This is a genomic window from Faecalicatena orotica, from assembly GCF_905197545.1.
Lineage (GTDB): Bacteria > Bacillota > Clostridia > Lachnospirales > Lachnospiraceae > Faecalicatena_A > Faecalicatena_A orotica.
In genome coordinates this window covers 95,713-109,279 of the sequence record NZ_CAJJZH010000012.1, presented here as the reverse complement: position 1 = coordinate 109,279, position 13,567 = coordinate 95,713, and the positions used below count along the sequence as shown (strand labels likewise).

The 13,567-nt window shown below is 43.7% G+C and carries 12 protein-coding genes and 1 tRNA gene; 2 read left to right on the top strand and 11 right to left on the bottom strand.

Annotated elements, in window-relative coordinates; all coding sequences use genetic code 11:
• Nucleotides 1-88 precede the first annotated feature (88 nt).
• The 7 genes from ABIN22_RS20700 to infC form a co-directional block, all read right to left on the bottom strand.
• Nucleotides 89-1,270 (bottom strand): AAA family ATPase, encoded by a 1,182-nt coding sequence (locus ABIN22_RS20700; protein ID WP_346910899.1) that lies wholly within the window; start codon nt 1,268-1,270, stop codon nt 89-91.
• A gap of 213 nt (nt 1,271-1,483) precedes the next feature.
• Nucleotides 1,484-1,568: transfer RNA gene (locus ABIN22_RS20695), tRNA-Leu, on the bottom strand.
• Nucleotides 1,569-1,850: 282 nt separating this feature from the next.
• Nucleotides 1,851-3,236: a TrpB-like pyridoxal phosphate-dependent enzyme gene (locus tag ABIN22_RS20690; protein ID WP_109730468.1), complete on the bottom strand. Its 1,386-nt coding sequence runs from the start codon at nt 3,234-3,236 to the stop codon at nt 1,851-1,853.
• A gap of 396 nt (nt 3,237-3,632) precedes the next feature.
• Nucleotides 3,633-4,655: a DUF2804 domain-containing protein gene (locus ABIN22_RS20685; protein WP_346910897.1), complete on the bottom strand. Its 1,023-nt coding sequence runs from the start codon at nt 4,653-4,655 to the stop codon at nt 3,633-3,635.
• A gap of 83 nt (nt 4,656-4,738) precedes the next feature.
• A complete protein-coding gene (gene rplT, locus ABIN22_RS20680) occupies nt 4,739-5,095 on the bottom strand; it encodes a 50S ribosomal protein L20 (protein ID WP_109730470.1) in 357 nt (118 codons plus the stop codon).
• 31 nt (nt 5,096-5,126) lie between these two features.
• Nucleotides 5,127-5,324 carry a 50S ribosomal protein L35 gene (gene rpmI / locus ABIN22_RS20675; RefSeq protein WP_009004123.1) on the bottom strand — a complete coding sequence of 66 codons (198 nt, stop codon included), beginning with the start codon at nt 5,322-5,324 and terminating at the stop codon, nt 5,127-5,129.
• A gap of 59 nt (nt 5,325-5,383) precedes the next feature.
• Nucleotides 5,384-5,878, bottom strand: coding sequence for a translation initiation factor IF-3 (infC, locus tag ABIN22_RS20670; protein ID WP_109730471.1), 495 nt, complete (start codon nt 5,876-5,878; stop codon nt 5,384-5,386).
• Between the two features lie 465 nt (nt 5,879-6,343).
• On the opposite strand from infC, the gene ABIN22_RS20665 reads away from it, so the two are divergent.
• The gene (locus ABIN22_RS20665; protein WP_118620384.1) at nt 6,344-7,708 is read left to right on the top strand and encodes a sodium-dependent transporter; all 1,365 of its coding nucleotides are present in this window, start codon (nt 6,344-6,346) and stop codon (nt 7,706-7,708) included.
• Between the two features lie 92 nt (nt 7,709-7,800).
• On the opposite strand, the gene ABIN22_RS20660 is transcribed toward ABIN22_RS20665, so the two are convergent.
• The 3 genes from ABIN22_RS20660 to ABIN22_RS20650 form a co-directional block, all read right to left on the bottom strand.
• A complete protein-coding gene (locus ABIN22_RS20660) occupies nt 7,801-8,664 on the bottom strand; it encodes a DegV family protein (protein ID WP_109730473.1) in 864 nt (287 codons plus the stop codon).
• A 17-nt stretch (nt 8,665-8,681) separates the two neighbouring features.
• On the bottom strand, nt 8,682-10,055 hold the full coding sequence (locus ABIN22_RS20655) for an MATE family efflux transporter (RefSeq protein ID WP_118620395.1): 1,374 nt from the start codon (nt 10,053-10,055) through the stop codon (nt 8,682-8,684).
• A 98-nt stretch (nt 10,056-10,153) separates the two neighbouring features.
• Nucleotides 10,154-10,969 carry a TraX family protein gene (locus tag ABIN22_RS20650; RefSeq protein ID WP_346910894.1) on the bottom strand — a complete coding sequence of 272 codons (816 nt, stop codon included), beginning with the start codon at nt 10,967-10,969 and terminating at the stop codon, nt 10,154-10,156.
• A gap of 152 nt (nt 10,970-11,121) precedes the next feature.
• Here ABIN22_RS20650 and ABIN22_RS20645 point away from each other — a divergent pair, with 152 nt between their 5' ends.
• The gene (locus ABIN22_RS20645; RefSeq protein ID WP_346910892.1) at nt 11,122-12,006 is read left to right on the top strand and encodes a CPBP family intramembrane glutamic endopeptidase; all 885 of its coding nucleotides are present in this window, start codon (nt 11,122-11,124) and stop codon (nt 12,004-12,006) included.
• A gap of 44 nt (nt 12,007-12,050) precedes the next feature.
• On the opposite strand, the gene ABIN22_RS20640 is transcribed toward ABIN22_RS20645, so the two are convergent.
• Nucleotides 12,051-13,418 carry a spore germination protein gene (locus ABIN22_RS20640; RefSeq protein WP_346910890.1) on the bottom strand — a complete coding sequence of 456 codons (1,368 nt, stop codon included), beginning with the start codon at nt 13,416-13,418 and terminating at the stop codon, nt 12,051-12,053.
• Between the last annotated feature and the right edge of the window lie 149 nt (nt 13,419-13,567).

The following is a 13,567-nucleotide window of genomic DNA, read 5'->3' as shown; positions in this document are numbered from 1 at the left end:
TGCTTTTTTTCTATCCTGTTATAACTGATACCTACTGCAAGCACCCTGCCTGTATATCTTTGCTTCTCTCCTATCTTTCCCAGAAACTTCAGGGCATATTTTTTGTCTTTAATTTGTTGGATAGCTGCTTCTGGAGCATATTTACAAACTGCTCCATCAATTCCTGATTCGGTATACTAATTCTGCCGTCTTCATAGCTCAAAAAGCCATAAACCACCATAGCGGAAAAAATTTCATCCTTTGTCTGAAGATTCATGGATGTTGCCGCATATTCCTGAGTTTTCGCGGGTACGGATGCCCCCGATACTATGAGTGCCAAATCATCTTTGACGTCATTAATGTTATGCTCAATATAATAGTATATTTCATCATACGGACCCGCACTGGTCCAATAATTAGCCAGATTATCATAAAGCAATGCAAACACTACAGAACGGGGATTATAGACCCGTTCTCCCGCTGCTGTATGATAACCATTATACCAGAGCCTCAGACCATCCCGAGTAATATGTGGTTTTGTACATCTTGTCAGATACCGGTTATATAACTCTGTCACCTCATCTTCCGTAAAACCAAAATAATCGGAAAACGCGGGGGATTTTGCCATAGTAAACTCTACGAACATATTCAATTCCGAGCCGCTTGAATATTTTGCGATCGGAAGGATGCCTGTCATATAAACAAACATAACATAAGGCATATCCTTTAGCAAATCCCGTAAAAATGACAAGTATTTTTTTCTATCCTCGTTTGTTACAAAATCTTGATGGAAAATAAAATCCCACTCATCTAGTATAAAGATAAATTGTGCTGTATCATCTATCGCATAAATTGACAAAAGGACATCCCACACTGCTTCTGATTCATCAATTTGAACTTTTGGATATTCAGACATCAAATCTTTAATAAGCAGCCTCTCAATCCGTTCAATATAATCCTGATAAGAATTACAATTTTTTGGCAGTTTGTTAAAGGGGATGTGGATTACTGAATATTTACCATGAAATTGCTGGTATTCTTCGCATTTTGCAATCTGCAGCCCCTTGAAAATATCATCCGCATCACAGGCTTTTGAAAAAAAAGAAGAAATCATATTTGCCATAACTGTTTTTCCAAATCGTCTTGGTCTGGTTATGCAGATTTGATTATTCCCATTTCTAACCAATGGGAACAGCTCTTCCAACAATTTTGATTTATCTACAAAATAAGGCTGTGTGGTCTCCTTTTTATACATCGTATATGCATTTCTGCTATTCAAATAAAATCCCATCTTATTCACCACCCTTTTCCTTTGCCGCCTTGTATCTCATAATAATAGAAAAAGCGGGTTCCTCTGATCCTGCTAAAACTATGGACAGGATCTCTTCATAATTATATCAGATATCCTGTCCAAATCATACCTTATATTTTCGACACTTCAATAGCACTGGATCAAAAGTAGAAATAACAAAAAAGCCCTGCATCTGCAAGGCTTTCCATTTACTGCGGAAGATGGGACTTGAACCCACACGAGCGCATTGCTCACAAGATCCTTAGTCTTGCTCGTCTGCCAGTTCCGACACTTCCGCATTTTGTATCGCTTGTTGTTCCCGCGCTACAAGAAGTATAATACTATCTTTTTCCTCAAATGTCAACAGAATTTTGTATATTTTTTATTTAATTTGAAAAATTCTTCTTTTCGGCGTCTTTTCAGGCCTCTGAAGACATTGTCTTTGATGTAAATTATCAATGCTCCCCTTATCAGAGATTTAAAAAGAAACCCGGAGTACACTTTCCGAAGAAAGATTTTTGTACCCCGGGTTTCCTGCCCGTACTGTCAAACGTATTCTGTTAAATGTTACACTGCCCTTTTATTCCATATTTCCCGGGAATCTCGGGATTCCGTCAAATCCGGCTTTCAGGTCCTCATCTGTCGGGATGTAGTCTGTCATCTTGCCGTCGTGGAACTTCTCATACGCATACATATCAAAATATCCGGTTCCTGTCAGGCCGAAAAGAATTGTTTTCTCTTCTCCTGTCTCCTTGCATTTCATAGCCTCGTCGATTGCAACCTTGATTGCATGGCTGCTCTCAGGCGCCGGAAGGATACCTTCCACTCTTGCAAACTGTTCTGCTGCTTCAAATACGGATGTCTGTTCTACGGAACGTGCCTCCATGTAACCATCATGGTAGAGCTGTGATAATGTCGAGCTCATTCCGTGATATCTTAAGCCGCCTGCATGGTTGGCTGACGGAATAAATCCGCTTCCAAGCGTATACATCTTCGCCAGAGGGCATACCATCCCGGTATCACAGAAGTCATAAGCAAACACACCGCGTGTCAGGCTCGGGCAGGATGCAGGTTCTACGGCAATAAACTGATACTCTGCCTCTCCCCTTAACTGTTCTCCCATAAACGGAGAAATTAGTCCGCCCAGATTGGAACCACCGCCCGCACAGCCGATAATAATATCCGGTTTGATCCCGTACTTATCCATCGCGATCTTTGTTTCCACACCAATCACTGACTGGTGGAGAAGAACCTGGTTCAATACACTTCCAAGAACATATCTGTAGCCCTCTGTATGGGTAGCCACTTCAACAGCTTCTGAAATAGCACAGCCAAGGCTTCCTGATGTTCCCGGATGTTCTGCCAGTATCTTCTTTCCGATCTCGGTTGTCTCGGACGGTGAAGGAGTCACACTTGCTCCATAAGTTCTCATTACTTCTCTTCTGAAAGGTTTCTGCTCATAGGAGCATTTTACCATATAAACCTGACAATCCAGATCCAGATAAGAACATGCCATAGACAAAGCAGTTCCCCACTGTCCGGCCCCTGTCTCAGTTGTTACACCTTTCAGTCCCTGGTCCTTTGCGTAGTATGCCTGTGCAATTGCTGAATTTAGTTTGTGGCTTCCGCTTGTGTTATTTCCTTCGAATTTATAGTAGATTTTCGCAGGCGTCTGCAGCTTCTCCTCCAGACAATATGCCCTTACAAGCGGTGCCGGACGGTACATCTTATAGAAATCCCTGATTTTCTCAGGAATCTCAATAAATCTGTTGTCATTGTCCAGCTCCTGTTTTACCAGTTCTTCACAAAATACAACTCCAAGTTCCTCTTCTGTCATTGGTTTCAGTGTTCCGGGATTTAAAAGCGGTGCCGGTTTATTCTTCATATCGGCGCGCACATTATACCATTCCTTCGGCATCTCACTTTCTTCCAGATAAATTTTGTAGGGAATCTTTTTCTCACTCATTGTTTAATCTCCTTTCTTTTTTCCGGGATAAGCTTTGATATTTAAATACAAAAAAACTCTTATCCCTCACAATAAAATTATTGCAGGGACAAGAGTATATAAGTTCAAACTCCTGCGGTGCCACCCAGCTTGATGCAAATAGTGCATCCTCTCTTGCATACTGACATATGCCGAATTTTTTAACGGAGTACTCTCTCCGGCTTACCTACTATGCTTTCAGTTCGCCCTCAGAAGCCCATTCCTGACTGTCTTTTCCTGCCGCAATCCCACCATCTGCGGCTCTCTGTGTGGTAAGTACAGAAAGTACTTGCTCTTCTTCAACGGTTTACAAAAACTTTACCACTTTGGAATTCAAATGTCAACAGTTTTTTACTTTGTCAATTTTTAATGCAATTTTTAATAGCGGTTGTGTACATCTTCCGCAAAACACATGAAATCTTTCAACTCGATGAACATTCCATTGTCCAGCACTGCCCTGCCGCTCATCTTCCCAAATACCTGATGCTGGTCAGAGGCTATGACCAGCGCGGATATTTTCGCAGCCCGGTCCAGTACCGGCTCAAAATCCATTTCAAACCTGCCGTCACTGGAAGTAAACTTCCACGGCTTCATATAATCATCCTTCGGAATATGAAATGTGACATCATCCAATTTATGACATTTCCCATCGTAAAACAGTATATTCTCAGTAGCTGCTGAGGTATCCCCGAAACCGTATCCTATGTTAAAGCCAAAAGGTTTTCCTCCTATAGTCCCGTTGCCTGATCCCCAGAACCATCTGTTATCATAGGTCCAGACACCACGGCCCCAGTCCAGTGTCCCGTAATCTGTCTCAGGCCGGAACCAGTAGGTCACATTGTCAAAGGTCATATACCCCTCTGCACGCATGCAGTTAATTTTCTGATTATAGTAGAACGCTGACTTCTTCCCCTTCCACGGAGTTGCGATCACCATCGTATCCATTGGGGGCTGGGACAAGGTGATTTCACAGTGAAATGGTTTTCCCTCCCAGAAATTTTTAAAGTCACAGACGATCGTCCTTTTTCCAGCAGTCACTTTAAACTCCATACTGAGGCGCTTGTCTTTGTACTTGATATCTCCCGTCTCCGATGTGGCAGGCATCTTCATCCTTCCCATTGGAAACGGGGTTAAAATGGTTTCTGTGTGTTCCCACCCTTCTTTAAAGTTCAGAAGTGAAACCGACTGCAGGCCGATATAACCGTCATCTGATAGTGTAAACGCACCCGCATAGTCTTCGTTCAGGACCAGATAGTAATCCCACTCTTTTATGCGGAATTTCGACGCACTGATTCTGTTTCTGTCATACTCCTGCAAAAGTGATCTGGACCATCCCGGTTCGCGAAGGCTTCCGTCTGCCTTCAACAGGGGCTGTTTAGAAGTAACCTCATGATTCCTCATATAAACATCTCCTCACTGTATTTCCTTCATAATGGAAAAAAGCCCGAATCCCCGGGGGGACTGGGCTTCATACTTATATTTTACTACGCGGTCTGAGCTTTTGCAACCTCTGCCAGTGTAGCGAATCCTTCTTTATCGCTTACTGCCAGTTCAGCCAGCATCTTTCTGTTCATATCAACATTAGCCAGTTTCAGGCCATGCATGAACTTGCTGTAAGACAGTCCGTTCATTCTTGCTGCAGCGTTGATACGTGCAATCCATAACTGTCTCATCTGACGTTTACGCTGTTTTCTTCCTGCGTAAGATGATGTAAGTGCTCTCATGACAGACTGTTTTGCAACTCTGTACTGTTTGGAGCGTGCTCCTCTGTATCCTTTAGCTAACTTTAATGTTCTGTTATGTCTCTTCTTAGCGTTCATTCCGCCTTTAATTCTTGCCATTTCTTATTCCTCCTTCATCAACTTCCAAATCTTACAGATATGGTAATACTTTCTTCATGTTTTTTACATTTGTAGCATCTGTGATAGCCGGGTGTCTAAGATTTCTTTTTCTCTTTGTAGACTTCTTTGTTAAGATATGGCTCTTATATGCTTTGTTTCTTTTTAATTTTCCTGTACCTGTTACTTTGAAGCGTTTTGCTGCCGCTCTATTAGTTTTGATTTTTGGCATGATGATTTCCTCCTTCATTGTGTGCTTACGTAAGTGATAACACCCGTAATTATTTATTTTTAACGTTTTTCAGTTAAAACCATGCTCATGTTTCTGCCTTCCATTTTAGCCGGTTTTTCGATGACTGCAATATCTTCCAGTAAAGCCGCAAAATCATCTAAGATATGTCTGCTCTGCTGTACGTGCGCCATCTCTCTCCCGCGGAAACGCAATGTCACTTTTACCTTGTTGCCCTTTGTAATGAACTTCTTCGCGTTATTAACCTTAGTGTTCAAGTCATTGGTATCAATATTCGGCGAAAGACGTACTTCCTTCAATTCGACAGTTTTTTGCTTTTTCTTGGCTTCTTTGTCTTTGCGTGTCTGCTCGTATTTGAATTTGCCATAATCAATAATTTTGCAGACCGGTGGTTTTGCCATTGGTGCAATCTTCACCAAGTCAAGTTCTGCATCCATCGCCATCTTCAAGGCGTCCCGGGATGACATGATTCCTAATTGTTCCCCATCCTCACTAACCAGACGAACTTCTTTGTCTCTGATCTGCTCGTTAATCATTAAATCGCTAATTGTCGTATACCTCCGTTGATTGAATTTCCTTTAGGTTTCTTCCGCGATTGAGCACAAAAAAACGAGTGAACATCATCCACCCGACTCTCTGCACACACATACTTCTCTTAAAGGCATGTGATAGCTTCAATATCAAACCGGTAGTCACCCAATTGTGCTACGGTGAGAGTGGATACTCTGCTTTGTTTTTTGCCTCACGCAGATATTAGATTAACACACCATCTGCATTTTGTCAAGATATTTCTTATCACCTTTTTTCTTGACTTTTTGCACTTCTGTCATTTTATACCACTTATAAAAGTGTGTCAAGGATAGAATGACAGGTTTATGTTTTAAGTGTCGGAAATTTGAGCCCCGCAAAAACGATTTTGCTTGTATTTCATGCTTCTTCATGTCATAATGTAGCTATTAATGTCTATTATTAAGGAACAGAAATTGAGGAGGTTTTACTACATGAACGAAAGCAGAAGTAATTTTACTGGCAAAATCGGCTTCATACTGGCTGCTGCCGGCTCTGCCGTAGGTTTGGGGAATATATGGCGTTTTCCATACCTTGTTGCCAAATATGGCGGGGGAACATTCTTACTATGTTATATTATTCTTGCCGTCACCTTTGGATTCACCCTTATGACGGCCGAGATTGCACTTGGCCGCAAGACGGGCCTGAGCGCCATAGGCGCATTCAAGAAACTGGATAAGCGTTTTGGCTTTCTGGGAATTCTGGCATCTATTGTGCCAATCATTATTCTTCCTTATTACTCCGTTATCGGCGGATGGGTAATCAAGTATTTCGGCACATTCATCACGGGAGGTACGAAAGCAGCCGCAGGCGATACTTATTTCACCGATTTTATCAGCGGTGTAAAGAGTCCGATCATCTGGTTTGTACTGTTTGTTATCTTAACGGCTGTAGTTGTTATTTTTGGTGTTGAAAAAGGAATCGAGAATGTCAGCAAATTCCTGATGCCGGTCCTCGTTGTCCTGACGGTTGGAATTTCTATCTATGTCATGACAATGGACGGAGCTATGGAAGGCCTGAAGTACTATATCATGCCTGACATGTCCAATTTCTCTGTCAAGACGCTGCTCGCCGCGATGGGACAGCTCTTCTACTCTATGTCACTGGCGATGGGAATCATGATCACCTACGGTTCCTATATGAAAAAAACAACCAATCTGGAAAGTTCTGTCAGACAGATTGAGATTTTTGACACGGGTATTGCATTTTTTGCAGGGCTTATGATCGTACCGGCTGTATTTACATTCTCAGGCGGGGACCAGTCAGCGCTCAGCGCCGGTCCGGGACTTATGTTTATCACACTCCCGAAAGTATTTGCGAGCATGCCGATGGGTGGGTTTATCGGTACGGTATTCTTCGTTCTCGTATTCTTTGCGGCCCTGACATCTGCGATCTCTTTGATGGAGACAATCGTATCAATTTTTATGGATAAGTTCAAATGGACCAGAAAGTTTACCTGTATTCTTGTGACAGCCTATGTACTGCTGATGGGAATCCCGTCTTCACTTGGATTCGGTATTTGGGACTTCATCCAGCCGCTCGGAATGTCCGTTCTTGATTTTATGGACTTTATCAGCAATAGTGTGCTCATGCCGATCGTTGCGTTATTTACCTGTATCTTTGTGGGATTTGTCATCAAGCCGAAGACAATAATTGAGGAAGCATCTATAGGCGGCGCAAAGTTCAAAAGCAAAAGGCTTTTCACCATTATGATCCGCTGGATCGCCCCTATCTTCCTGATTGCGATTCTGATTACGTCTGTGGCAGGCACAATGGGATTTGAATTTTTCAAGCTTTAGTCATAATACAGACGGCAAAAAAATGGATGGCACACCCCTAAGGTATGTCCATCCATTTTTAATTCCCGCAGACAGCGGGCCATGCAGCATGATTATCTTTTATTTCCCATGCAGAATACTGCGAGAACGCCGGGGCCTGTATGGCTTCCGATTACGGTTCCGATGTTATTGATCATAACCTCTTTCACACCCATCTTCTCTCTTACGAGCCCTGCAACATATTCTGCTTCCTCAATACAGTCTCCGTGTGTAATCATAACGATATCGTTATCCCAGCCCTTAGACTGTTCCGCAGCCATATCTACAATCTTGTTCAGTGATTTCTTTCTTCCGCGCTCTTTTGCGATAACCTGCAGCTTTCCTTCATTATCCACGTGGATGATCGGCTTGATCTGTACCATAGTGCCCACGATCGCCGATGCCTTTGAAACACGGCCGCCACGGTGCAGGTGGTTCAGGTCATCTACCGTAACATTGTGGCAGACATGGAGTTTATTCTCTTCCACCCACTGTGCGATCTCATCAATTCCTTTTCCTGCATCCTTCATCTGAAGGACCTTGTAAAGCAACAGCCCTTCTCCCATACACGCACAGAGTGTATCAATTATGATAATCTTCGCATCCGGATATTCCTCTGCCAGTTCTTCGCCTGCGATCCTCATACTGTTATATGTGCCGCTAAGACCCGAAGAAAATCCAAGGTGGAGAATATCTTTTCCTTCCCTGAGGATTGGTTCAAGGGCCTCTTTTGCCTCATCCGGGTTCACTTGTGATGTCACTGACATCTTGCCTTCCCGCAATTTTGCAAAAAATTCCTTGCCCGTAAGACCATACATATCCGTATATGTCTCACCGTCAATTGTATATTTTAAAGGGATGACCGGAACATTTCTTTCCTCCACCCACTCTCTCGGCAAATCTACGGTACTGTTCACTGTTACTACAAATTCTCTCATATCTTCCCTCCTGTGTTTTAAGCTTCTCCTATCATATCATCTTTTTCATCCTTACGCAAAATTTTTTTTGCAGTAATGATAAAGAGTATCACTGTGACGGCCACAGAAGTGAAGTCTGCAATCGGTTCCGCCCTGTAAATTCCCATGACTCCCATAAATTTCGGTAATGTAATTGCGAGCGGGATCAGCAGGATCACTTTACGCAGCAGTGCAATGACAAGAGATACCTTCGCCTGACCAAGTGCAAGAAACGTGGACTGGCACGCCATCTGGATACCGAAAATCGTAATTCCCAGAAAATAAACCGGCATGACGGAGCAGGTCAGAGAAATCAGTTCTTTATTTCCCGTAAATACTCTGGCATAAATCTCTGGTCTGGCAATTGCAATTCCGGCAAGTATAACTGTCGCTGCCAGACAGACGGACACCATCCTGATAAAGGCCCCCTTTACACGGTCCAGTTTTCCGGCACCATAGTTATAACTCATGATCGGCTGCACTCCCTGTGACACTCCCTGTACGGGAACAACAATCAGCTGCATGATACTGCTCATGATGGACATGGTTCCCACATAGAGGTCCCCGCCGTATTTCTGCAGACCTGAATTTAGTGTGATCATGACAAGGCTCTCCGTACTCTGCATGATAAACGGCGAAACCCCAAGAGCTGCTATGCTGCCCACCGTCTTTGCATTCAGCCGTATGTATTTTCTGCGGATCCTGATCACACTCTTTTTAGAGGTCAGGAACCGGATCACCCATGCCGCACTGATTGCCTGCGAAATGATTGTAGCCAGAGCGGCCCCGCGCACACCCATTCCAAATACAAAGATCAGGATCGGATCGAGTATAATGTTGGTCACTGCCCCGATCAGGACAGACATCATCGCCGTCCTTGCGTTTCCCTGCCCGCTGATATAAGTATTCAGGCCCACGGCAAATTGTACAAATACGGTTCCCAGCAGATAGATGCTTATGTATTCTCTGGCATAGATGATTGTCTGGTCACTGGCTCCGAATGCATATAAAACAGGTGTTTTAAAGACGGAAAACAGGACAGTTAATAATACCGAGAAGATCAGCAGCAGGCCGACACTGTTCCCCAGAATCTTCTCCGCCTCTTTATAGTTTTTCTTTCCGAGCTGGATCGATGCCAGAGGGGCCCCTCCCATACCTGCGAATGCACTGAACGCCGAGATTACCATCAGAATAGGGAATGTCACGCCCACCCCCGTCAGCGCCATATCCCCGTATCCGTGAATATGCCCGATATAGATTCTGTCTACAATATTATACAAAACATTGATGATCTGGGCGGCAACGGCCGGAAGGGCCATCTCTGCAATCAATTTTCCCAGATGTGCAGTTCCAAGCTTTTCATCCTGCTTCATGTTTTTCACATCTTTTTCATTTCCATTTTTCTGATTCTCTTCCAAGTAAAATTACCTCTTTTCTGTTCATTTTTAACAATGCCGGTCCAAGCCTGCACTCACATCCCCGTACCCGTAACCAGCCTTGCTATACCATACAGGATCAGAAGGTGCCCGGGATAGAATGCGTAAAAGAAATATTTGGGGAGTGACTTTCCCCTTTTGCCATTATACTGGCTGATAAATAAAAATGCCAGTGCCCCGAACAACTCCAGAACACCATTTTTCATCACTGCAGTCAGTACAGTCCCCCACATTTCTTCCGGATACAGTCCAATATGGATATTTATCAGATTATTCAGGCAGGCCCCCAGCCACAGCCATGCCGTACCCACTGCAAATAGTTTCCACCTTTGATTCCGGAATTCATAAAAAATGACTATCAAAAGAACGCCAAGCGAAGCATAATCCGTAGATAAGAGTTCCGCCAGCACAGCACATACAAAAACGCTTAGGAACTGCAGAATTTTCTTTCCTTCGAAATACTCGATCAGCCAGATTGCCGCCAGACCGATGGAAAGCGTAAAAAATACATTCTGTCCCCCAAATTCAAGTATTGTACCTTCCATTGCCAGATCAAAAGGAATTTCTGAAACCAGTGCAAATATTGTGAGATTTAACAAATATCTCCGCCTGTCATGCGAATAATGAAATCCTTCAACAAGTAAGAAACAGAAAATGGGAAATGCCGGGCGCCCCAGTATCCGCATGATATAATAAATCACGATAGCTGCCGTTCCCGGCGAAGCTGATGATGCCATACAGCTGGCCAATACGACCGCGGCCGTATGGTCAATCAGCATCAAAATCATTGCAATCCATTTTAATTGTGTACCGGTAAAAGTCTTTATTCCATGTCCTAGTCTTTCTGTCATACTTCTCCCCTTTTTATTCAGCTGTAAAATATAGCGCAGCAACAGTATATCACAACTTAAATAAGGATTCTATATAGAACGTATTTTTAACTTGTGGTATACTGGGTATTATGAATAACAGGATATTTTCTTTTCCGGAATCAGGAGGTCCCATGAAAACACGGGAAACACTTAAAAAAATAGGATTCATACTCATCGCATTTCTTCCCTTTATTGCCGCCTTAGTAATTCAGGTCGCCGCCTCGCTTATAGGGATGTTCTTTCTGTTCCTTTCTGTGTATCTGAAGTCGCCGCTCAGCTTCAATTCAGAGCTTTTTTATAATGTGCTGCTTGGTACGCAGTTTAATTCAGCCGTCATGGTAATTTACTCGATGATTACTGTCCTTTTGCTTGGAACATGGTATAAGGTTGCATCCACACCACGCCGCGTTCCGAGACGCAGGATTTCACAGGTTGTACGGCCGGGTATGCTGGCGGCCCTCGTTATCCTGGCTGCATCGCTTCAATACTTGTCCTCTTTTTTGATTAATTTTACTGCGTATTTAAAGCCGGACTGGCTTAAAGCCTATACCGACCTGCTTGAGACAGCCGGAATGAATGATATCACACTGCTGCTCGTCCTTTATTCGGTCATTATCGGGCCGGTTTGTGAGGAACTCATCTTCCGCGGTGTTATGCTGTATTATGCACAAAAAGCTTTGCCGTTCTGGGCTGCCAATCTTTTTCAGGCGCTTCTGTTCGGTGTGTATCATATGAACATCGTGCAGGGGATTTATGCATTCCTCGTAGGTATTTTCTGCGGCCTGATCTTCCATTACGGGAAAAGCATTTATCTCTCGATTGGTTTCCATATGCTGTTCAATTTCTGGGGAACGTTCTTAGTTTTCCTCATTGTAGGCAGCAGCAGTTCCTTCGTCAATATGGTAATATTTGCTGTCACCATTTTACTGACCGCAGGTGGCTTACTGCTCTATAAGAGAAGTGCCGCGGCAAGGAACAAGTTATCTTGTACTGCAGATGCAAAACTTACACTATAGCAAAAAAGGATGCCTGAGCATCCTTTTTTTATACTTATAACTTCCTACTGCAGTTTTACATTCAGGTAATTCCGTCCTGACAACGTTTTATTAAATACAAGAAAGCATACAATGAATATGCATCCTGCTATGAAACCAACGAGGTTAAAGCATGCCGTCAGGACAAGAAGCATCAGCCTCATAAATTTTAGTGCATATCCAAGCTCAAAATTAGGCTGTGTATAGTTGGCAACCGCGACAAATGCCATATACAGCATGACCTCTGAGTTAAACCAGCCCGACTTCACCGAGAATTCTCCCATGACAAGGCCGGCAATTACACTGAGTGGTGTACTGAGCATACTCGGTGTGTTGAGGGCGGCAAGCCTGAGTCCGTCAATTGCAAGCTCCAGGATCAGCAGCTGGAAGATCAGGGGGATATTCACGGTATCCTTTACTGCCACAAATGCAAAAACATCAGGAATCCATTTTGTATTCTGCATAAAAAGCAGGAATACCGGTGTTAAGAATACGGTCAGTATTGTAATCAGTGCCCTCGATACCTTCAGGTATATACCTGTCAGTGTCGGGAAATAATAATCATTTGCCTCCTCGATCATATCCAAAATGGAGGTTGGAAGAATCATTGCCGATGGGGAATTGTCCACCATGATTACGATCTTCCCCTCCAGCAGGCACGCAGCGGCTGTATCCGGGCGTTCCGTAAATTTGAATTTTGGAAACGGATTGAACCATTTTCTCTTAAACATGGCTTCTGCAAGACTTTGCTGATTCATCCTGAGATCATCGATCTGAAGCTGGCTGATCCGGTTCTGCACATTTTTAAGGAGTTCCTTGTCTACACGGTCGGACATGTAGCAGAGGGCGATATCGGTTCTGCTTGTCTGTCCTGCCTCCATCATTTCCATGATCAGGTGTGGGTCACGGATACGCCTGCGCATCAGGGCCGTGTTGAATACAATCGTTTCGACGAATCCATCTCTGGAACCGCGCAGCGATTTATCCTTGTCCGGTTCCTCCACGCCTCTTGCAGGATAAGTGCGGCAGTCTATCGCAATACAGACCTCGTACCCTTCGATAAACAGACAGGTAACACCTGACAGGATGTTCCGGATGACCTGGTCAAAATCTGCTATGATATCCACTTCCACATAAGGTATGCACTGCCGGGCAAAGGCTGTCGCATCTTCCGGCATTGCCTCGGCCGTCACCCCGAAGAAAGAAGTCATGATCTTAAGCATTGTCTCATCCTTTGTGAATCCGTCTATAAAATAGAAAGAAGCCCTCTTCCCGCCGATGAGCATGTCCCTCTGAAGGATATCGAAACTCTCCTGTACCGGCAGTACCTGATTCATGTAATCAATGTTTTCCTGAAAAGAACTGCTGACCTTTTTCGTATCTTTTTCTATCATAGTATGTCTACCCCTTCTTGTCTAATCTCTGCCCTTTACAGGTTTTCGTACCCTGCTAAGCAAAACATCTATGGGTAGAATCCCCAGTTGTTCCTGAATTATACAAAAAACAGGGGACAAAAAAACAGGGGTCCGCTCCCGAAACCCTG

What these genes read in the sequence shown, in the direction of transcription:
- ABIN22_RS20700 (WP_346910899.1), bottom strand. Translation starts at nt 1,270, where the DNA reads ATGGGATTTTATTTGAATAGCAGAAATGCATATACGATGTATAAAAAG.
- ABIN22_RS20690 (WP_109730468.1), bottom strand. Translation starts at nt 3,236, where the DNA reads ATGAGTGAGAAAAAGATTCCCTACAAAATTTATCTGGAAGAAAGTGAG.
- ABIN22_RS20685 (WP_346910897.1), bottom strand. Translation starts at nt 4,655, where the DNA reads ATGAGGAATCATGAGGTTACTTCTAAACAGCCCCTGTTGAAGGCAGAC.
- rplT (WP_109730470.1), bottom strand. Translation starts at nt 5,095, where the DNA reads ATGGCAAGAATTAAAGGCGGAATGAACGCTAAGAAGAGACATAACAGA.
- rpmI (WP_009004123.1), bottom strand. Translation starts at nt 5,324, where the DNA reads ATGCCAAAAATCAAAACTAATAGAGCGGCAGCAAAACGCTTCAAAGTA.
- infC (WP_109730471.1), bottom strand. Translation starts at nt 5,878, where the DNA reads ATGATTAACGAGCAGATCAGAGACAAAGAAGTTCGTCTGGTTAGTGAG.
- ABIN22_RS20665 (WP_118620384.1), top strand. Translation starts at nt 6,344, where the DNA reads ATGAACGAAAGCAGAAGTAATTTTACTGGCAAAATCGGCTTCATACTG.
- ABIN22_RS20660 (WP_109730473.1), bottom strand. Translation starts at nt 8,664, where the DNA reads ATGAGAGAATTTGTAGTAACAGTGAACAGTACCGTAGATTTGCCGAGA.
- ABIN22_RS20655 (WP_118620395.1), bottom strand. Translation starts at nt 10,055, where the DNA reads ATGAAGCAGGATGAAAAGCTTGGAACTGCACATCTGGGAAAATTGATT.
- ABIN22_RS20650 (WP_346910894.1), bottom strand. Translation starts at nt 10,969, where the DNA reads ATGACAGAAAGACTAGGACATGGAATAAAGACTTTTACCGGTACACAA.
- ABIN22_RS20645 (WP_346910892.1), top strand. Translation starts at nt 11,122, where the DNA reads ATGAAAACACGGGAAACACTTAAAAAAATAGGATTCATACTCATCGCA.
- ABIN22_RS20640 (WP_346910890.1), bottom strand. Translation starts at nt 13,418, where the DNA reads ATGATAGAAAAAGATACGAAAAAGGTCAGCAGTTCTTTTCAGGAAAAC.